This is a genomic window from Myroides sp. LJL119 (assembly GCF_054871605.1).
In genome coordinates this window covers 318,966-339,135 of record NZ_JBTXLO010000001.1, presented here as the reverse complement: position 1 = coordinate 339,135, position 20,170 = coordinate 318,966, and the positions used below count along the sequence as shown (strand labels likewise).

At 34.0% G+C, this 20,170-nt stretch carries 17 protein-coding genes; 1 reads left to right on the top strand and 16 read right to left on the bottom strand.

Annotation, left to right across the window (positions count from 1 at the left end; translation table 11 throughout):
• Positions 1-74 precede the first annotated feature (74 nt).
• From ACYSNV_RS01520 to ACYSNV_RS01445, 16 genes are all read right to left on the bottom strand, one after another.
• Positions 75-680 (bottom strand): DUF1684 domain-containing protein, encoded by a 606-nt coding sequence (locus tag ACYSNV_RS01520; protein WP_461760793.1) that lies wholly within the window; start codon positions 678-680, stop codon positions 75-77.
• Between the two features lie 85 nt (positions 681-765).
• Positions 766-1,239: a Dps family protein gene (locus ACYSNV_RS01515; RefSeq protein WP_461760792.1), complete on the bottom strand. Its 474-nt coding sequence runs from the start codon at positions 1,237-1,239 to the stop codon at positions 766-768.
• Positions 1,240-1,452: 213 nt separating this feature from the next.
• Positions 1,453-1,953 carry a hypothetical protein gene (locus ACYSNV_RS01510; protein ID WP_461760791.1) on the bottom strand — a complete coding sequence of 167 codons (501 nt, stop codon included), beginning with the start codon at positions 1,951-1,953 and terminating at the stop codon, positions 1,453-1,455.
• Between the two features lie 222 nt (positions 1,954-2,175).
• Complete coding sequence (locus tag ACYSNV_RS01505) at positions 2,176-2,895, bottom strand: 3-ketoacyl-ACP reductase (protein WP_461760790.1); 720 nt, start codon at positions 2,893-2,895, stop codon at positions 2,176-2,178.
• 56 nt (positions 2,896-2,951) lie between these two features.
• Complete coding sequence (locus ACYSNV_RS01500; protein ID WP_461760789.1) at positions 2,952-3,737, bottom strand: DUF3050 domain-containing protein; 786 nt, start codon at positions 3,735-3,737, stop codon at positions 2,952-2,954.
• A 69-nt stretch (positions 3,738-3,806) separates the two neighbouring features.
• Positions 3,807-4,985 (bottom strand): acyl-CoA dehydrogenase family protein, encoded by a 1,179-nt coding sequence (locus ACYSNV_RS01495; RefSeq protein ID WP_461760788.1) that lies wholly within the window; start codon positions 4,983-4,985, stop codon positions 3,807-3,809.
• A gap of 156 nt (positions 4,986-5,141) precedes the next feature.
• The gene (metF, locus tag ACYSNV_RS01490; protein WP_461760787.1) at positions 5,142-6,101 is read right to left on the bottom strand and encodes a methylenetetrahydrofolate reductase [NAD(P)H]; all 960 of its coding nucleotides are present in this window, start codon (positions 6,099-6,101) and stop codon (positions 5,142-5,144) included.
• 4 nt (positions 6,102-6,105) lie between these two features.
• The gene (gene metH / locus ACYSNV_RS01485) at positions 6,106-9,837 is read right to left on the bottom strand and encodes a methionine synthase (protein ID WP_461760786.1); all 3,732 of its coding nucleotides are present in this window, start codon (positions 9,835-9,837) and stop codon (positions 6,106-6,108) included.
• A 50-nt stretch (positions 9,838-9,887) separates the two neighbouring features.
• Positions 9,888-11,084 (bottom strand): trans-sulfuration enzyme family protein, encoded by a 1,197-nt coding sequence (locus ACYSNV_RS01480; RefSeq protein ID WP_461760785.1) that lies wholly within the window; start codon positions 11,082-11,084, stop codon positions 9,888-9,890.
• Positions 11,085-11,109: 25 nt separating this feature from the next.
• Positions 11,110-13,512 (bottom strand): bifunctional aspartate kinase/homoserine dehydrogenase I, encoded by a 2,403-nt coding sequence (gene thrA / locus ACYSNV_RS01475; RefSeq protein ID WP_461760784.1) that lies wholly within the window; start codon positions 13,510-13,512, stop codon positions 11,110-11,112.
• A gap of 9 nt (positions 13,513-13,521) precedes the next feature.
• Positions 13,522-14,490 carry an alpha/beta fold hydrolase gene (locus ACYSNV_RS01470; protein WP_461760783.1) on the bottom strand — a complete coding sequence of 323 codons (969 nt, stop codon included), beginning with the start codon at positions 14,488-14,490 and terminating at the stop codon, positions 13,522-13,524.
• A gap of 14 nt (positions 14,491-14,504) precedes the next feature.
• A complete protein-coding gene (locus tag ACYSNV_RS01465) occupies positions 14,505-15,647 on the bottom strand; it encodes a trans-sulfuration enzyme family protein (RefSeq protein ID WP_461760782.1) in 1,143 nt (380 codons plus the stop codon).
• A gap of 42 nt (positions 15,648-15,689) precedes the next feature.
• A complete protein-coding gene (locus tag ACYSNV_RS01460) occupies positions 15,690-16,964 on the bottom strand; it encodes an O-acetylhomoserine aminocarboxypropyltransferase/cysteine synthase family protein (RefSeq protein WP_461760781.1) in 1,275 nt (424 codons plus the stop codon).
• Positions 16,965-17,408: 444 nt separating this feature from the next.
• Positions 17,409-18,116 (bottom strand): tRNA1(Val) (adenine(37)-N6)-methyltransferase, encoded by a 708-nt coding sequence (locus ACYSNV_RS01455; RefSeq protein ID WP_461760780.1) that lies wholly within the window; start codon positions 18,114-18,116, stop codon positions 17,409-17,411.
• Between the two features lie 2 nt (positions 18,117-18,118).
• Entirely contained in the window at positions 18,119-18,649 is a 531-nt protein-coding gene (gene rimM / locus ACYSNV_RS01450; protein WP_461760779.1) for a ribosome maturation factor RimM, read from the bottom strand.
• A 12-nt stretch (positions 18,650-18,661) separates the two neighbouring features.
• On the bottom strand, positions 18,662-19,195 hold the full coding sequence (locus tag ACYSNV_RS01445; RefSeq protein WP_461760778.1) for a 30S ribosomal protein S16: 534 nt from the start codon (positions 19,193-19,195) through the stop codon (positions 18,662-18,664).
• A 270-nt stretch (positions 19,196-19,465) separates the two neighbouring features.
• Here ACYSNV_RS01445 and ACYSNV_RS01440 point away from each other — a divergent pair, with 270 nt between their 5' ends.
• Positions 19,466-20,101, top strand: a complete 636-nt coding sequence (locus ACYSNV_RS01440; RefSeq protein WP_461760777.1) for a hypothetical protein — start codon at positions 19,466-19,468, stop codon at positions 20,099-20,101.
• Positions 20,102-20,170: the final 69 nt, after the last annotated feature.

The following is a 20,170-nucleotide window of genomic DNA, read 5'->3' as shown; positions in this document are numbered from 1 at the left end:
ATTAAAAATATACCCCATAAAATCAAGAGCTTATGGGGTATTTACATGATATTGAAAATGGTTTTTATTTGAGTCTACTGGTAGCTATAATCTTTTACTCCTGCGTTTACCTCAAAGTTCAAGAAATTTTGTTGTGGTGGAACAGGACATGAATATTTCGGATTATATACACAGTAGGGATTATAGGCTGTATTGAAATTGATAATAATTTGATCTGTTTCAGGAATGGTTAGATTTAAGTACCTTCCACCACCATAGCTAGTTACCCCAGAGGTCAAATCTGTAAAAGGTAGAAACAAGTTATCTTTATATTCTGGCTCCTGTATTAGCGTTAAATCTTGGAATACATCTAATGTGTAAGTAACATTGTTATTTACAAATGTGATTTCTCCATATTTTTTGTAAAAAGGTCTCCTGTTTGTTGTTGTTAACATTTCAAACGGCTTTTCATCGGGTGTAAGTTTTAGTTTTCCAGAGAATATGTATTTTTCACTTATTGGAAAAAACTCTAATGAAGAAAATGTCTTTAATGCATCCTTAGGTAAAGGAGATGTTTTAGAATTAGAGAATTCCTTATTAAGATTCTTTTGAAAGTCTTGAGCAATATCCAATTGACTTTTACTTGAATCACAACTAATAGTCAATAAACAGATAGAGATAAAAAAGAGTAGTTTTTTCATGTCGTTAATATTGAATCGTAGGTAAAGTAACAAAAAAGGTTTGCCTTTTACAAGACAAACCATTTTTTAAAATATTTAATTGTTTTTAGACTAGGTGTGCATTTAGCATCCAGGCTTGTTTCTCATGTTGTTCAAGTAATGCAATTAGAAAATCAGCAGTACCTAAATCTTTTGATTCATCAATCTGTTCAATGTTATCTCGTAGATATTTAATAATTGTTTCGTGATCTTTTGCCAATGCTGTAATCCAAGTTTGGCTTTTTGAATCACTAAAATCAATTATCTCTTGTAACTGTGTCAACTCCAAATATTGTTTTAAAGAGGAAGGAGCATAAAAACCTAGTTGACGAATTCGCTCTGAAATAGCATCTATGTTCTCCTCAATTTCTGTGTATTGTGATTCAAAAAACTCATGCATTGAGCTAAAGTCTGGTCCAACCACATTATAGTGTGCAGAGCGTGTTTTGGTAAATAGTACAAACTCATCTGCTGCTAATTTAGATAAGACATCTACTGTTTTTTTTCGTGATTCTTGTGATAATCCAATATTGTTTTTCATAGTCATAAAGTTTTTGAATAATGTAAAAATAGTTTGAATAAGTCTGCAAAGCTTATTTACTGCATTGTTTTATCTTATAGGTAGATATACAAAAACGATAAGTAAACTTAGTACTTTATAAGAGGTTATAATTTACGAAAATAAGGCAAGTTTACCAAGTTATTCTTGTCTTAAAATAAAACAAGGAGTCTATATTAGACTCCTTGATATTTTTTAGTTATTTAAATTATTGTTAGCTTCTTTGGCTTCCGTTTTTAATTCATCTGCTACTTTATCAACTTTTTTCTTAGTTTCTTGCGCTTTCTTTTCAACGTCTTGTTGTACGTCTTTAGCTTTTTGTTTTAACTCCTCTGTTGTTTCGTCAGTCTTTTTTTTGGCTTGTTCGGCTTTGTCTTGTGCTTCTTTTTTTACATCCTCAGAAACTCGAGCCGTTTGGTCTTTTACCTCTTTAAAGGCTTCATCCCACGCTTTTTGAGCTTTATCTAAAGCCTTTTGTGCTGCCTCCTGTGCTTCCTTAGTTCCAGATTTAGCTGCCTCTACAGCTTTTTTTGCATCTTCTAAGTTTACTTTTGCTTGTTCTTGAACTTTTTGATCAGCTTTTAATTTGGCCTCATCCTTTTGTTCAATCTTTTCTTCTTTCGCAGGGTTGTCTTTACAGGAAATGGTAAAAGTTAATAAACCACAAACTGCAAGGGATAAAATTAGTTTTTTCATAGTGCATTTTTTTTAGTTACTTTACTCAAATTTAGTAAAAAATTATCATAAATTATTCTTTTTTACAAAAAAATAATGAAATATTACCAAAAAAGAGGTCTTGCCTAGAACCCCTATAGGACTTTTATAAGCAAACTTATTTATATAGAAGCTTTATGAAATAATAAAGGTGCACAGAAATTATCTGTACACCTTTATTGATATAATTTGAAACTTGAATTGTTAGACTGGATTTGTTGTCCATAAAGAAGCAGATTTTAACAAAGCTCTTCTAGGTAGTTTTAAAGCAGCAACAATAAGCTCAGCAAAATCCTCAGGTTGTACAATATGGTCTGGATTCCCATCTGTTAGGCCTAATTCAATAGACATATCCGAGGCTATTGTGCTAGGAGTTAGGGTACATACACGTATATTGTTTTTACGAACCTCTTTCATCAACGACTCCGATAAACCAATTAAGGCAAATTTCGATGCTGAGTATGCTGAGGTAGATGCATTTCCATTAAGTCCAGCTGTAGAGGCTACATTGAAAATATCCCCTTGATTTTGCTCAATTAAATAAGGTAAAACTGCTTTGGTTACATGGTATACTCCCATTACATTAGTCATTAGGATTTCCTGCCAACGTTCAGAGGACATTTCAGTGAATTTACCAAATTCAGCAATTCCGGCATTATTAATTAAGATATCTATGCTGCCTAGTTCTTGTACGATTTGCGCTACATTGCTATTTACTTGTTGTTTATCTTTAATATCGAAACTTGCATAGATTGCTTTTACACCAAAGCTTTGTAATTCATTTACTGTTTGCTCTAGATTTGCAATATTTCTTCCAGTTATTGCCACGTTAATTCCTTCTTTGGCAAAAGCCATAGCCATTGCTTTACCTAATCCTCTACCACCTCCGGTAATTAGTGCATTTTTTCCTTTCAAATTTGTCATAGATCTGTTTTTAATAAATTAGATAAGCAACAAAACTAATATATTTTAAAGCCAAACTATATTATATTATCGTTAATATTGATTTGCTCCAAAATGCTATCCCAAAGTGCAATTCGTTTTTGTAGTGCAAGTTTTGAGCACTGAATAATCTCTTGCCATTTTTGAGGGTCATTTCCTGCGAGCTCCTTAACCATTGTCATTGCCATAGGACCATGTTCGTCTCCATCTAATTCGATATGTCTATCAAAGTAATAAATAAACTGATCTAAGTTTTGGTTAGGAAAGTTATTTTGTAACTCCTTTAAAATACTTGTAAACATATCCGGAATTAGATCCTCTCTACCAAAGGTAAAGGCTGCGGCTATATTATGTAATTTACCTTGATTAATAGTGTCAAAAGTAAAGTTTAGAAACTCTTTTACTGCTGGCCCAATCTTAGCTTGTTGAATATTTTGGCTTATGGGTGTTCCTTTTTTTAGGTTTTCTATAAACTCCGTAATTTCACTTGTATCTGCTTGTGCATCTTGCATTGCCTCTAAGTACATTTCAAAGTGACTTAGTCTTCTTTGATCTAAACTTAAATCAGATTCTTCAGCTAAAACAATTTCGTTTATTAAGTATCTTGTATTTGGAAAATCACTTGCAAACCAAGGAACTTGTGTACATGTTAGTTTTATTTGTAATGCTTTTAGTAAAGACATAAAATCCCACACAGCATATACATGTGTTTGCATAAAAATACTTAAGTGTGTAGGGGTTTTTATCCTTTGGTATAAAGGATGATTCAATAAAGCCTGTCTTTCTTTTTCAATGGCAAGGTTAACTTGTTGGATATTTTGCATGATGATTAAGATAATTTATAGTGCAAAAATACTAAAAGCAATTAGGTAAAAATGCTTCCTGTACTTTTATTATTTAAAGGCAGAATGTCCCGTTATATCCATTCCAGTAATTAATAAATGAATATCGTGTGTTCCTTCATAGGTAATAACTGACTCTAAGTTCATCATGTGGCGCATAATACTATAATTGCCTGTAATTCCCATAGCTCCTAAAATTTGTCTGGACTCTCTTGCAATATTTAAGGCCATTTCTACATTATTTCTTTTTGCCATCGATATTTGTGCAGAAGTGGCTCTGTTCTCATTTTTTAATACACCTAAGCGCCATGTGAGAACTTGTGCTTTTGTTATCTCGGTAATCATTATTGCGAGCTTTCTTTGTTGCAGTTGGGTAGCAGCAATGGGTTTATCAAACTGGATTCGCTGTTTAGCATATCTTAAAGCTGTATCATAACAATCCATAGCAGCTCCGATAGCTCCCCAAGCAATCCCATATCTGGCAGAATCTAAACACTGTAGTGGTGCACCTAAACCATTTTTTCCAGGCAATAGATTTTCCTTAGGGACTTTTACATTGTCAAAAATAAGTTCTCCCGTAGCCGAGGCTCTTAAAGACCATTTATCATGAGTTTCTGGTGTGGTAAAACCTTGAAAACCTTTTTCAACGATTAATCCATGGATTCGTCCTGTTTGATCTTTAGCCCAAACAATGGCAATATCAGCAAACGGTGCATTAGATATCCACATTTTTGAACCATTTAATAAATAGTGGTCTCCTTTATCTACAAAATTGGTATGCAAGGCTGATGGATTTGATCCATGGTCAGGCTCGGTTAAGCCAAAAGCCCCTATTAACTCACCTTTTGCCAAACCTGGTAGGTATTTTTGCTTTTGTTGTGGAGTACCAAATGCTAGAATTGGATACATTACTAAAGAGGTTTGAACCGAGCAAGTAGATCTTATACCTGAATCACCTCTTTCTATTTCTTGCATAATTAAACCATATGATATTTGATCTAAACCACCACCTTGATATTGTGTTGGTATAAAAGAGCCAAAACCTCCAATTTCGGCTAATCCTGGAATTAATTGTTTTGGAAATTCTGCCTGTTGGGCATATTTATCAATAATAGGGGAAAGCTCTTTTTTAACCCACATACGAGCGGAGTCGCGAATTAATTTATGTTCGGTGGAGAGTAAGTCATCTAAATTGTAGTAATCAGGACTTTGAAATTGATCAGCACTCATAATAAATAATTTTTACAATGGTTTTAACAAAAGTAGACATTATTTTAATATCCGCAAATTGGTAAATAAAGCTCTTGTAATATGCTAGTTATAAAAAAATCGTGTCAAATTTTGTAAAAAAGATGACACGATTTAATTTGTAATTATAATGTTATTTTAGCTGGTTGCTTGATTTATTATGCTGGTAATATTTTCGGCGCGTCCCATAGAGTAGTAATGAAGAATTGGCACTCCTTTTTGGATTAATTCTTTACTTTGTTGCACGCACCACTGAATTCCAATTTGTTTAACTTGATCATTGTTTTTTGCCTTTAATACCTCAGCAACTAACTCATCAGGTAAATCTACCTTAAATCTTTGCGGGAGTAAATTTAATTGAGTTTTAGTAGCTAATGGTTTAAGTCCTGGTAGAATTGGTACTGTAATACCAATTTCACGACATCTGTTTACAAAGTCAAAGAATTTGGTGTTATCAAAGAACATTTGGGTGATAATGTACTGCGCTCCATTGTCAATTTTTTGTTTTAAATAAGTTAGGTCGGTTTCAAAGTTAGGGGCTTCCATATGTTTTTCAGGATAGCCAGCCACTCCAATACAAAAGTTAGTTTTACTAGTGTTTTCTAAATCAGAATCCAGGTAAATTCCGTTATTCAGGTCTTGTATTTGAGTTACTAAATCACTTGCGTATTTATTGCCATTTTTTTCTGCTTTAAAATAGGTTTCATTTTTTACTGCATCCCCTCTTAAGGCTACAACGTTATCAATACCTAAAAAATCTAAATCTATTAGGAAATTTTCTGTTTCTTCTTTTGTAAAGCCTCCACATAGAATATGTGGAATAGCATCTACTTTGAATTTGCTTTGAATTGCAGAACAAATGCCAACTGTTCCGGGTCTTTTTCTAACAACCCTTTTTTCCCATAAGCCATTAGCAGCCTCTTTATATTCATACTCTTCACGATGGTAGGTAACATCTATAAATGGTGGTTGAAATTCCATTAAGGGCTCTATCGTATCAAAAATGCTTTGAATGTTTTGCCCTTTTAATGGGGGTAATATCTCAAATGAAAATTGTGTTTTCCCTTTTGCTTTTTCTATATGTTCTGTAACTTTCATCTTATTAGTCTGTTGTTATTTTTGTACTATTAAGAGCTAAATTTGGAGACAACCAGCGTTGCGCTTGATCTATGGTAATGTTTCTTCTTTTAGCGTAATCTTTTAATTGATCGTGATCTATTTTACCTAAACCGAAATATCTACTATTAGCATTTGCAAAATAGTATCCTGATACTGCTGCCGTTGGATACATAGCGTAACTTTCTGTTAAACGAAGACCAATTTCTTGTTCCACATTTAAGACATCCCAAATGGTGCCTTTCTCTAGGTGATCCGGACAAGCAGGATATCCTGGGGCAGGACGTATACCTATATATTTTTCTTTTATTAATTCTTCATTACTTAGACTTTCCTCTTTTTGATAACCCCAAATTTGGGTACGAACTTGCCAATGTAAGTATTCTGCAAATGCTTCAACTAAACGATCAGCTAATGCTTTAACCATAATGGCATTGTAATCATCTAACTGATCTTCATATATTTTGGCTTTTTCCTGGACTCCAAAACCAGTTGTTACGGCAAATAGGCCAATATAATCTTGAATATTTGTATGTTTTGGCGCTATAAAATCTGCCAATGCAATATTAGGTGCTTTCACATTTTTTAGAGATTGTTGACGTAGGGTTAAAAGCGTGTTTATAACTTTTCCTGAAGAGTCATATATCTCTATATCATCAGAATTAACTGTATTGGCTGGGAAAATTCCTAATATGCCTTTTGCTGTAAACCATTTTTGAGCTATAATTTTATCTAACATAATTAAAGCATCGTCATAAACTTGTGTCGCAGTTTGTCCAACAACTGGATCTTGCAAGATTTCTGGGAATTTTCCATATAATTGCCAAGATCTAAAAAATGGAGCCCAATCAATATAAGGTAACAACTCATACAACTCACAGCTAACAGTTTTGGTTCCTATAAAATTAGGTTTAACAATATCTTGGTTATCCCAGTCAATTTTAAATTTATTAGCTCGGGCTTGTTCCAAGGTTATGTAACTTTTTTCGCGGGCTCTGCCTAAATACTCACTTCGTAATTTGTCGTATTCTTGCTTGATTTCTTGTTTATATTGGTGTTGGATTTCTTCCTGTAACAATTTATTAGCAATAGTAACAGACCTAGATGCGTCATGTACGTGAACCACCGTATTAGCATATTCTGGAGCTATTTTAACGGCCGTATGTACGCGAGAGGTTGTTGCTCCTCCAATCATTACTGGTATCTTGCAATTTATCTTATTTAATTCCTTGGCCAGGTGTACCATTTCATCTAAAGAAGGTGTAATTAAACCACTTAATCCAATTATATCAACCTTTTCTTTTAAAGCAGTTTCTATAATTTTTTCTGGAGGGACCATCACCCCTAAGTCAATGATTTCAAAATTATTACACGCCAAAACTACTGCTACAATATTTTTTCCAATATCATGTACATCTCCACGCACGGTAGCCATTAAAATTTTACCCGCATTTTCAGTGGCTTGTTCATTATTTTGTTTTTTGCTTTCTTCGATAAAAGGCAATAGATATGCAACCGCTTTTTTCATTACTCGAGCTGATTTTACTACCTGGGGCAAGAACATTTTACCAGAACCAAATAAATCTCCCACTACATTCATCCCATTCATCAAATATCCCTCAATTACTTGAATTGGTTTATCAACGCTTAATCGAGCCTGTTCTACATCTTCATAGATGTGTGATTCTACTCCTTTAACTAAAGCATGGGTCAATTTGTCTTGAATGGATCCACTTCTCCATTGCTCGGTTATTTGTTGATTATTTGTATCTTCAGAGTCTTCTTTAATGTTTTGTGCATACTCTAGTAGTCTTTCTGTGGCATCAGGCCTTTTATTTAAAAGCACGTCCTCCACGTAGGTTAATAATTCACGATCCACTTGATCATAGACCTCTAGTAACTCAGGGTTTACAATTCCCATATTCATTCCATGGGCTATTGCATGGTATAAAAAGGCAGAGTGCATAGCCTCTCTTACTTTATTATTACCTCTAAATGAAAAAGAAACATTACTTACCCCTCCGCTAACATTGGCGTAAGGTAAATTTTCTCTAATCCATTTGGTGGCTAAAAAGAAATCTAGGGCATTATTATTATGCTCTTGCATTCCTGTGGCAACTGGAAATATATTAGGGTCAAAAATTATATCCTGGGGAGCAAACCCTACTTTATCTACAAGAATATCGTAAGAACGTTTACAAATTTCAATTCGGCGCTCCAAAGAATCGGCTTGTCCTTTTTCATCAAAAGCCATAACTACAGTTGCCGCTCCATAGCGTTTAATTAACTTAGCGTGTTCAATAAAGAGTTGCTCACCTTCTTTTAAGCTTATAGAATTCACCACACCCTTACCTTGAATTACTTGTAGGCCTGCCTCAATTATTTCCCATTTAGAACTATCAATCATTATTGGAACTTTACATATGTCTGGTTCTGAAGCTACTAAGTTTAAGAATTTCACCATACATTGTACGCCATCTAAAAGACCTTCATCCATATTAATATCGATGATTTGCGCACCATTTTCAACTTGATCTAAAGCTACTTTTAAGGCCTCGTCAAATTTCTGTTCTTTAATCAAGCGTAAAAATTTGCGACTCCCTGTAACGTTTGTTCGCTCTCCAATATTCACAAAATTTGTAAATTGGTTTACATACAAAGGCTCTAAACCACAAAGGGCTAGTACAGGTTCAATTTTTGGTTTAGGGTACAGTTCTTTAGATTTTTCATGTTTCTTTACTGCCTGAGATAATTCTTTGATATGTTCTGGGGTAGTACCGCAACATCCTCCTATTATTTGGACTAAGTTTTGCTCTAAAAAACTATCTATTAACTCTCTCATTTCAGTAGCACTTTGGTCATATTCTCCAAAGGCATTAGGTAGACCAGCATTGGGATGTGCAGAGATGTTCACACTAGTATACTTAGAGAGTTGTTTAATATAAGGTTCTAGTTGTTCTGCTCCCAAGGCGCAGTTAAACCCGATGCTTAAAACCGGTATGTGTGAAATAGATATTAAAAACGCCTCAACGGTTTGCCCCGATAGAGTTCTACCTGAAGCATCCGTTATGGTACCCGAGATCATAATGGGAATCTCTATTTTTCTTTCGTGTTGTATTTGATCAATTGCAAAAAGAGCAGCCTTAGCATTTAAGGTATCAAAAATAGTCTCAACTAATAATATATCACATCCTCCATCCAATAAAGCTTCAGCTTGTTGTTTATATGCAACACGTAGTTCTTCAAATGTAATAGCTCTAAACCCTGGGTTGTTAACATCAGGAGATAAGCTAGCTGTCTTATTTGTAGGACCAATTGCTCCGGCAACAAATCTTGGCTTATCCGGGGTGATTTGTTGTATGTTTTGCACCGCTTTTCTTGCCAATTGGGCTGATTGGAAGTTTAGCTCATATACATAATCTTGTAAATGATAATCGGCCATTGCAATGGTAGTGCTACAAAAAGTATTAGTACATATTATATCGGCACCAGCTAAAAGATATTCTTCATGGACTTTTAAAACGGCTTGTGGTTGGGTAAGTGATAGCAAGTCGTTATTTCCTTTTAATGGATAAGGGAAGTCTGCGAACCTTTGGCCTTTGAAATCTTCTTCTGAAAATTTGTAGGCCTGTAACATCGTACCCATAGCACCATCAAGAACAAGGGTTTTGTGTTCCAATAAACTTTTGATATCCGTTTTATTAGTTAATGTTGACATGGCGTTATTTTAAATATTTTATTATAGGTGTCTATATGAAAATTACTTTATTATTTTGTAGTATCTAAGGCTTGTTGCAAATCAGCAATAATATCTGCTGGATTTTCAAGACCTATGGAAATGCGTATTAAATTATCGGTAATTCCAGCTTTTAAACGGTCCTTTACAGGAATTTTAGAATGTGTAGTGGAGGCTGGATGAGTTACTATGGTTCTAGTATCTCCTAAATTGGCACTTCTACTACAAATCTGTAGTTTATCTAGAAAATCTCTACCTGCTTGTAAGCCTCCTTTAATCCCGAATGCAATAATATTACCTCCTTGTTTCATTTGTTTTTTAGCAATCTGATATTGTGGGTGGCTTGGTAAAAAAGGATATTTAACAAAGTCTATGGATGGGTGTTGCTCCAAGAAGTTAGCGATTTGAACTGCATTTTGACAATGCCTATCCACTCTAACAGCTAAGGTTTCTAAACTTTTAGATAATATCCATGCATTAAAAGGAGAAAGAGCTGTACCGATAGTTCTTGCAAATAAATATATTTTATCAATAAGAGGTTTATCTCCAACAACAACTCCTCCGCAAACGCGTCCTTGGCCATCGATTAGCTTAGTGGTAGAATGGATTACTAAATTCGCACCAAAGTCTATCGGATTTTGTAAATAGGGTGTAGCAAACGTATTGTCGATAATAAAAATCAAGTTGTGTTTTTTTGCTATTTCTCCTAATAGCTCTAAATCCAAAATATCTACTCCTGGATTGGTAGGGCTCTCGGCAAATAAAATTTTAGTATTAGGTTTAATAAGACTTTCAATTCGTGTTTGACTATCATTTACGTCAAAGTAATTAGTGTTTACTCCCCATTGCGGAAATAGGTTAGTAAACAAAGATGTAGTAGAACCAAATATATTAGAACAAGACACAATATGATCACCAGGGACCAATAAGGGGAACAAACTACAGTAAACTCCAGCCATCCCGGTAGAGAAAGCAAAGCCTGCTTCCGCTTTTTCCATTTGTGCTATCTTGTTAACTAGTTCGTCTTGATTAGGATTAGTATATCGTGAGTAGGAATGTTTTTGTACTTCCTCAGCAAAAACTGCTCGCATATCCTCGGCAGTGTCAAATACAAAACTAGAAGTTAAGTATATAGGAGCAGAGTGTTCGTTGTTTTGAGATTTTGGTGTTTGTGTGCGTATTGCTTTAGTTTCAAAGCAGAAATCATCTTGATTTAAATCAGCATTCATTTTATAGTTTTTTGGTTGTTTGTAATTATTTGTCAGCTAATCTTAGAATATCTCCAAATACACCTCGAGCAGTAACGGAAGCTCCTGCACCAGCTCCTTGGATGATAATTGGGTTTTCCCCATAGCTTTGGGTATAAATTTCAAAAATACTATCCGATCCTTTTAATTGACCTAAGGCCGAGTTGGTAGGGACTTGAATTAGTTTTGTCTGTAAAACTCCTTTTTCAGTTTGTAAATCTCCAGATAGCTCTCCCACGTAACGTAAAACGGTGTTTGGTTTTAAGTTGTTTTTGATATCTTGAAAATAGGAATCTAATTTGTTTAGGTTGTTTAAGAATTCAGTAGTTTCAATATTTTGTAGATTTTCTGGGATTAAATTTTGTATAATAATTTCATCAAATTCATTTTCCAGATCTAGTTCACGTGCTAGAATTAATAGTTTTCGTCCTACATCATTTCCGCAAAGATCTTCCCTTGGATCAGGTTCCGTAAAGCCTTTGTCAATCGCTTGTTTTAATACTTGAGAGAAGCAAAGGTCTTTAATGGAGTATTCATTGAAAATATAGCTTAAGCTTCCAGAGAAAACGCCTTTTATTTTTGTGATGTTTTCTCCTGATAAATGCAATAATTTAATGGTGTCTATTAAAGGAAGTCCTGCACCAACGTTTGTCTCATAGAGATATTCTTTGTGATTTCTTTTTAAAGTATCTCTTAACTGTTTATAGAAATCGTAAGATATAGTATTTCCTATTTTATTGGATGATATAAGATCAAAACCTTGGTTTACAAGGGGGATATAATTTTCAATGAATTTACTAGAGGCTGTATTATCAATAGCAATTAAATTCTCTAAATGATTAGCATTTGCATAATCTATAATATCCTGAATTTTATATTCTTTACTATTTTCCACAATCTCTTGTCTCCACGAGTTTGTGATTCCTGTATCTTTTAATATGACTTTTTTAGAGTTTCCAATGGCAAAAATATTTAACTGGATATTTTTCTTTTGTGCGATAGATTCTGTTGATTGTAAAATTTGATCTATTAAAGTACCCCCAACAAGTCCGTGTCCGAAGATGGCTAAGTTTACTTTTTTTGCGATTCCGAAAATTTGTCCATGAATTACGTTTAAAGCTTTTTTTGCTTCTTCTTTTTTAACAACAAGCGAGATGTTTTTTCCCGTTACAGTATTGTTGAATAAAATAGGGGTGATTTTATTTTTAACTAAAGCAGCATAAGGTTTATCAAATGTATTTAAATCCTGACCAACAATAGAGATTACTGCTATATCGCTTATGATTTTGATACGGTCTACATCTTTTGTATAAAAATCGTTTTTAAATTCTTGTTTTAAAGCCTTAACAGCCTTATCGGCATCTTTGGACTCAACAATAAAGCCTAGACCTCTTTCTGAGGAACCTTGAGATATTACTCCTACACTGATATTTTGTCTGGCTAGTGTTGTAAAAACTCTTGCATCAATACCAACAATGCCCAAAAGTCCACGACCTTCAAACTGAATAAGTGCATTGTCGGACTGAACAGAAAGTGATTTAATACCTTGTGCACTTGGTTTTGCTGAAATTAGCGTACCTGTGTTATCGGGATTTAATGTATTTAAAATTCGAAGAGGAATATTGTTTTCCAATAAAGGGACAATCGTTTTAGCATGTAAAATAGAAGCACCAAAATTGGCTAGTTCGTTAGCCTCGTCAAAATGAAGTTCTTCAATTTTTTGCGCATTCTTTACCCATTCTGGATTAGCAGTATATATGCCATCCACATGGGTATAATTTTGTAATTCATCTGCCTGGATAAAATTAGCCAATAAAGCAGCAGAGTAATTACTGCCATTTCTGCCCAAAGTCACGGTTTCACCTTTATTTGTAGAACCAATAAAACCAGTAACAACAGCAATACACTGTGGATCTAATTCGTGGAAGAATTTTTGAGTCTTGGATTTTGATATTTCTTGGTTTGCTTGAGCACTTCCAAAATTATTATCTGTTATAAATATTTCTCGACTATCTACTGCTATTGCTTTTATACCTTGTTCAATAAGTTTCTGTGTTAATATTTTACTAGAAATTATTTCACCTTGAGCAAGAATTTGATCTTTAATCTTTAGGTTGTAATCTTCAATTAAAGACACACCCTCATATAGTTTTTCTAAAACTTCTATCTCTTTACCAATATCTGCTCCAATGTGGTAATTTCGATTTTTAAACTCCAAGAAGGCTGTAAGGTAATCTTGTTGATTTTTAGCTAAATCAAGTATATGTTCTAAAGTATCGGTAGTGTTTCCTATGGCTGAAACCACCACAGCTATTTTGTCATGTTTAGCTTTATTTTTAATGATTTGAATTACTTTATCGAAACTTTGTCCTGATGCAAGTGATTTCCCTCCGAATTTTAATACTTTCATGGTACTGATTTATTTAAAAATATTTATTAATAGGTTATTTAGTTGGTCATATTCAATTAAAAATGCATCATGACCGTGTATAGATTCAATTTGTTTAAACGTATAATTAGCTTTGAGATCTTTAATGTCTAGAAATGCTTTTTCTTGTTCTTGGGCTGTAAACATATAATCTGAATCCACGGCAATACTTAATATATTTGTGGACGAATTTGCAATTATTTGACTAATTGTTTGGTTAGGATAATTCTGTCCAATTGTTTTTAAAAGATGATTCATTAATTTATAAGCCTTTAATTCAAAGCGTTGTTCTAAAGCTTTTCCATGATAGTTTAACCAATCCTCTACTAGATATTTATTTTGATTTTCTAATTTTTGATTATCAAACTTCTCTTTAAATGATAATGGAGTTCTGTATAAAAGCATAGCATGTTGGCGTGCATCATTAATAGGTGTTTTAGAGTTATTTAATATCTGATCTTGTACATAAGAATTTGCAATTAACCAATCGGATGCTTTATAAGAGCTTGCTATTGGAATTAAATGCTTAATGGTATCTGGTTTTTGAAAGAACATTTCCCAAGCGATGCCGCCCCCTAGGCTGCCGCCCACTATAGCAAAAAGCTTATTAATTTTCAAAACTTGTAGAGCTTGCCAAAAATAGTTTGCAATGATTTGAGTATTAACTTGTTTGTAATTTTCTATAAGATCTTCTTGCTTTGCATTGTATCCATTACCCGGGATGTCAAAACAGATAACGGTGTATTTATTTAAATCAATCACTTTATTATAATCCACTAATGTCTTCCACCAACCACTAGGTCCACTTACTTGACTATTACCTGTTAAGGCATGATTTATCAGGACCACGGGAGCGCTATGAAGAGGTTTACCAAAAACTTGATAAGTTAAATGAGTTTGGTTATTGGCATGTAGATTTAAAATAGGATCTTTTATCGTTACTCTTTGCAAGGTATTCATTGGGGAGTGATGGATTAAATTTTTTCTAGTGCTTGTTGTAAATCGTTAATTAATTGTTCGGGCTCTTCCAGGCCTACCGATAGTCTAATTAAACTATCTGTTATTCCAGCTTGAATTTTTACGTGTTCTGGAACCGATTGGTGAGACATCTGACTAGGTAGATTTGATAAACTTTTAATACCACCTAGGCTATCTCCAAGATGAAATAACTCTAAAGATTTAATAAGCTTTAAAGCATCTTCTTTCGTGTTTTGTTTTAGATCAAAACTTATAACACCTCCAGGATATTTTTGTTGTTTTTTAGCCAATTCATATTGTGGATGGCTCGCTAAACCTGGATAGTAAATATTATTTACCTTGGGATGATTCTCTAGATACTGGGCAACTATCTGTGCGTTTTGACTATGTATCTTATAACGATATGCCAAGGTCTCTATGCCTCTGATGGTCAAAAAGCTATCAAAAGGGCTTAGAATTGCCCCTGTTGCATTTTGATGAAACTTGAGTAAATCACCTACTTGTTCAGTTTTAGTTACCACTAATCCTGCCATAACATCGCAATGACCATTGATGTACTTTGTAGCACTGTGAATAACTACATCTGCGCCTAAATCCAATGGTTTTTGACTTATAGGACTAGCAAAGGTGTTATCCACGCATAATAGAATTTCATTGGCCTTTGTATATTGTGCAATAGCAGATATATCAGCAATTTTTAAATTTGGATTACTTGGGGATTCTAGCCAAACAAGCTTAGTGTTTTTTTGGATTGCATTTTTTACGTTCTCTGGTATACTTGTGTCCACATAGGTAATCTGTATATCAAATTTTTTGTACACATTTTCAAATAACCGATAAGCTCCACCATATATGTCCTTTACAGCTACTATGTGATCATTGGCACTTAAGGTTTTTAAAACAACATCGATTGCTGCTAATCCACTTGAAAAAGCAAGTCCCCTTACTCCATTTTCTAAAGAAGCTATTAGATTTTCTAACACTTGTCTAGTAGGATTATTTGATCTGGAATAATCAAAACCTTGATTAACCCCAGGTGCCTGTTGTTTAAATGTAGAAGCTTGATATATAGGAACTGCAATGGCTCCTGTATAAGGATCTATTGGTATATTTTTTAAAATTTCGGTTTGTGTGCTCATAATCTAAGTTATCTGATTGGTTTAGTAAAAAAAGCTCTGTTTTTATAGCGTTTGAAAAACTTGTTCTAAGTCATTTTTTAAGTCCTGGATATCTTCAATCCCCACAGAAAGTCTTATTAAATCATCGGATACTCCTGTGGACTTTTGTTCATTTACAGTAAGTTGCTGGTGCGTGGTTGACGCGGGGTGAATAATTAGCGACTTTGTATCACCTATATTTGCTAGAAGGGAGAATAATTTGGTGTTATTGGCTACAGTTTTTGCTGCTTCAAAGCCTTTTTTTAATCCAAAAGTTACTACACCACTTTGTCCTTTAGGTAAGTATTGTTGAGCAAGTTTATAATATGGACTTGATTTTAAGCCTGGATAGTTTACCCAAGCTACTTGTGGTTGTTGCTCTAACCATTGTGCTAACTCTAGAGCATTTTGGCTATGTTTTTCAATTCGGATTGGCAGAGTTTCTAAACCTTGGATTATTTGAAAGGCATTAAAAGGGCTTAAAGCAGCTCCTAAATCACGCAATCCTTCGATTCTAGCCTTTGCAATAAAAGCAGCATTTCCCAAAGCTTGATGATATATTAGGCCATGATAGCCAGCTGCCGGTTCAGTGAATTCTGGGAATTTCCCGCTACTCCAATCAAATGTTCCTGCATCAATGATTGCTCCGCCTAAAGAGGTTCCATTTCCCGAAATATATTTTGTTAAGGAGTGTACCACGATATTGGCTCCGTGATCAATAGGACGTAATAAATAAGGTGAGGCTACAGTATTGTCAACAATTAAAGGAATTTTAAATTCTTTTGCTATTTTGGAGATTGCTTGAATATCAACAATATCTAATTTTGGGTTTCCTAAACTTTCAATAAATATAGCTTTTGTATTTTCAAGAATATTTTCTTTAAAGCTTTCTATGTCTAAAGGATCTACAAATGTTGTATTTATTCCAAATCGTGGTAAGGTAACATTCAAAAGGTTATAGGTTCCCCCATAAAGACTTGAGGAGGATACGATGTGATCACCTGCTTTAAGTAATGTTAATAATGTTGTTGAAATGGCAGCTGCTCCAGATGAGGTAACAACTGCTCCAATTCCATTTTCTAAAGCAGCAAGTCTTTTTTCCAAGATATCGTTTGTAGGGTTGTTTAATCTAGTGTAGATATAAGCAGGAATGCTTAGATTAAAGGCTCCAGCGGCATGGTCCGCATTGTCAAAAACATAAGAGGATGTTTGATAAATTGGCACAGCTCTAGTTGAAGAGGTTTGGTTTGTATCATGTCCTGCATGTAGGGCTTGTGTTGAAAAATTTAATGTACTCATAACTAAGGTTTTTTTAAGATAAATTATTAAAAGGCAAAAAAAAAAGGTTCTCTCGAATTGCCGAGAGAACCTTTGGTTTGTAAATGTGTTTTTACAATACTAACTGTTTGCTTCAGGCAATAGAGGAGGTGGGGACATCATCATGTCCATCATCATCATCATCATTGCCATCATTTTGTTAGTAGAGAAAATCATTTTTGTATTTTATTATAGTTGAATTTGTTTTTAAAAAAAAGAGCCCTTGCTTTATATGCAAGGGCTCTAGTTATTATATGTATATTAAGATTATGCATGTAACAGCCCTTGCGCAGTTTTGCGCATCATCATAGCCATCATCATATTAGTTAATCTTAAGTTCATTTTCTTTAAATTGTTTTTAGTCCCATTGGACAGTGCAAATATGGTAAATAATATTTATATAAAACAAATAATTTTGAATAAATTTTATTTATCTAGATAAAAGTCTTTTGTAAGTTCTTTGTAATCAGCAGTATATGTGTGTCTTTCTATTTCTATTACTAACTCATTAACAGGGATTTTTTCAATTCGACTTCTTGAAAAAGCAATCAAGGATCGTTTAACAGGAGCATCTTTATGACCTTTCACTCTTGTAACTTTGAAGGGGAATATATGAAATTCGGCTGCAAGGTACATGATTTTCTGCTCTTCTTTAAAAGGAACGATAACGCTAAATATTCCATTTTCTGAGAGAAAGTACTCAACAGCTTCAATTAATAAGTCAAATGGTAGAGAGTCTTGAAACCTAGCTTGATCTCTAGTCTTTTGTAGAGAATAATAATTTTCACTAAAAAAAGGAGGATTAGATATGATTAAGTCATAAGAATGATCAATCTGATTGGCAAAGTCTTCTAAGTTAGCGTGATAGCAAAAAAGGCGGTCACCCCAAGGACTGTTTTCAAAATTTTCCACCGCCTGTTCATGGGCTAAAGGATCGATTTCTACAGCATCGATTTGTTGGGCATGTGTTCTTTGTGCCATCATTAGTGATAGCAAGCCGGTACCTGCACCTATATCTAGGATGCTTTGTGGAGAATTGTTAACTGGAGTCCAAGCTCCAAGTAACACCCCATCGGTACCTACTTTCATAGCACACTTATCTTGATCAATACGAAATTGTTTGAATTCAAACATATTTAATTATCTAAATAAATATCTAATAGACCTGCTGGTGTTTTTAAAATAAGTTTTTTATTGTCTCTGTCCACTTTTTCAATAAATGGATCAATCATTGGCACTAGAATTTCTGTTCCATTTCTGTCAATTACAAACAGTGCTTGACTCACACTATCATTAATATGATCTAGGACACCTATATGACCATAGTTAACATCCTCTACATCAAAACCTATGATTTCATGGAAGTAGAATTTGTTACCCTCTAATTTTGGTAGTGTGCTAAGAGGAAGGTATAGTTGACAACCGATTAAGTCTTCAGCTTCTTCTTCTGATTCACAATCTTCAAACTTTATCCTTAGGAAATCATTTTTATGCAAAAAAGCGCTTTCTATAAAAAAAGGAATCAGTTGTCCGTCTTGATCGACAAACACTGATTCCAGATTTTCATATAACTCAGGTTCATCGGTATCCAAATAGGCCAATACTTCCCCTTTAAAGCTGAATTTTTTTGCGATTTTGCCTAAATAGAAACAATCTTTTTTATGCATATCGCTGTAAAATTATGCTTGAGTTTCTTCGTTAGATTCTTCAGCAACTTCTTCTGTTGCAGTTTCAGCAGCAGCAGCAGTTTCAGCAGCAGCTTTTGCCTCAGCAGCAGCAGCAGCACGTTTTGCATTAACTTCCTTCTCAGCAGCTAATCTCTTAGCTTTCTCAGCAGCTTTAGAAGAAGATAATCCTTCTTTAGCAGCGTTAATTCTGTTTGCTTTTTCTTCTAACCAAGCTGCAAATTTAGCATCAGCTTGTTCTTGCGTAAGAGCTCCTTTTCTAACTCCACCTTGTAAGTGGTGTTTTAATAAAGCACCTTGGCTTGAAAGAACTGTTTTAGCAGTATCTGTTGGTTGTGCACCGTTGAATAACCATTTAACAGCTGAATCAACATTGATATCAATTGTTGCAGGGTTTGTATTAGGATTGTAAGTTCCAATTTTTTCTAAGAATTTACCATCTCTTTTTGCACGTGCATCAGCAGCTACTACCCAGTAAAAAGGTTTTCCTTTTTTACCGTGTCTTTGTAATCTAATTTTTACAGACATAATATTAATTTATTTAGAGGTACCCGACCTCAGGTTAAAAATTTTTGCAAAGTTACATGTTTTTTTCTTACAATTAAAAAATATAACGTAAAAATAAATAGGAAGTAAGTGGTTGTATTGCAGATAAATAAAAACAGAACAATGTCAGGGTAATTTAAATAGTTTTTGTATCTTGTTTATAAGTTAAAGTTTTATTAAAATTCTTCTTTTTTCATTAGTTTAAATACTATACTTTTGCTTTTAAGGTTATTTATGTAATAATAGGGAAATATGAAAAAAATAATAGGGCTTCTTGCGTGCCTTTTTTTATTGTTAGCATGCGAGAATGATGTAGAGACTAGTGATCCGGGTATGCAGGCTCTAACCAATAATGAGGATTCACAACAGGCTTTTGTTTTTCAAAAGTGGCGACCAGAGTTTATTTATGCTACTTTGGCAAATGAAAGTGTTTTGCAACTTAAAGGAGAGACCGATACGACAAGGTTTACCATTCGTATTCCTTATGTTATTCATCCAACCGAAGATACTGTTATTATTTTAGGTGAAAGAATACACGAGGGAAGCGCAAGTGAAAATGATGCGATTTCCAAGGATATTAAAGCAAGTCAGGTAGATGCAGCCTATGCTATTTACACGCTAAGAGATAAGTTTGATCGTCAAATAGTAGGGCAGTATCAAACTAACCAGACCGATGAGAGTAACTCTTATGGGAAGGTAATATTGTATGGTTTAAACAAGCAAATGCCTGGAACAATTAGTGGGGAATTTTATATCAACCTTGATTTAGATACGAAAAACTCCATACCTAGTAACCCAAAGCATAAAGAGCGTTTTGAAAAATTAGCAAAAAAGAAAGAATTTACCCAAGGATATTTTTATAGAATTCCTTTGGAGGCTGCCAATTAACATATTGTAAAGAGACGATTCTAAAAGAATCGTCTTTTTTTTATACCTTTGTTTTACTTATTTTATAGT

Excerpts from the sequence above, each read along its gene's own strand:
- ACYSNV_RS01515 (WP_461760792.1), bottom strand. The coding sequence starts at position 1,239 with ATGAAAAACAATATTGGATTATCACAAGAATCACGAAAAAAAACAGTA.
- metH (WP_461760786.1), bottom strand. The coding sequence starts at position 9,837 with ATGTCAACATTAACTAATAAAACGGATATCAAAAGTTTATTGGAACAC.
- ACYSNV_RS01510 (WP_461760791.1), bottom strand. The coding sequence starts at position 1,953 with ATGAAAAAACTAATTTTATCCCTTGCAGTTTGTGGTTTATTAACTTTT.
- metF (WP_461760787.1), bottom strand. The coding sequence starts at position 6,101 with ATGAAAGTTACAGAACATATAGAAAAAGCAAAAGGGAAAACACAATTT.
- rimM (WP_461760779.1), bottom strand. The coding sequence starts at position 18,649 with ATGCATAAAAAAGATTGTTTCTATTTAGGCAAAATCGCAAAAAAATTC.
- ACYSNV_RS01440 (WP_461760777.1), top strand. The coding sequence starts at position 19,466 with ATGAAAAAAATAATAGGGCTTCTTGCGTGCCTTTTTTTATTGTTAGCA.
- ACYSNV_RS01500 (WP_461760789.1), bottom strand. The coding sequence starts at position 3,737 with ATGCAAAATATCCAACAAGTTAACCTTGCCATTGAAAAAGAAAGACAG.
- ACYSNV_RS01470 (WP_461760783.1), bottom strand. The coding sequence starts at position 14,490 with ATGAATACCTTGCAAAGAGTAACGATAAAAGATCCTATTTTAAATCTA.
- ACYSNV_RS01520 (WP_461760793.1), bottom strand. The coding sequence starts at position 680 with ATGAAAAAACTACTCTTTTTTATCTCTATCTGTTTATTGACTATTAGT.
- thrA (WP_461760784.1), bottom strand. The coding sequence starts at position 13,512 with ATGAAAGTATTAAAATTCGGAGGGAAATCACTTGCATCAGGACAAAGT.
- ACYSNV_RS01480 (WP_461760785.1), bottom strand. The coding sequence starts at position 11,084 with ATGAATGCTGATTTAAATCAAGATGATTTCTGCTTTGAAACTAAAGCA.
- ACYSNV_RS01465 (WP_461760782.1), bottom strand. The coding sequence starts at position 15,647 with ATGAGCACACAAACCGAAATTTTAAAAAATATACCAATAGATCCTTAT.
- ACYSNV_RS01460 (WP_461760781.1), bottom strand. The coding sequence starts at position 16,964 with ATGAGTACATTAAATTTTTCAACACAAGCCCTACATGCAGGACATGAT.
- ACYSNV_RS01445 (WP_461760778.1), bottom strand. The coding sequence starts at position 19,195 with ATGTCTGTAAAAATTAGATTACAAAGACACGGTAAAAAAGGAAAACCT.
- ACYSNV_RS01495 (WP_461760788.1), bottom strand. The coding sequence starts at position 4,985 with ATGAGTGCTGATCAATTTCAAAGTCCTGATTACTACAATTTAGATGAC.
- ACYSNV_RS01505 (WP_461760790.1), bottom strand. The coding sequence starts at position 2,895 with ATGACAAATTTGAAAGGAAAAAATGCACTAATTACCGGAGGTGGTAGA.
- ACYSNV_RS01455 (WP_461760780.1), bottom strand. The coding sequence starts at position 18,116 with ATGTTTGAATTCAAACAATTTCGTATTGATCAAGATAAGTGTGCTATG.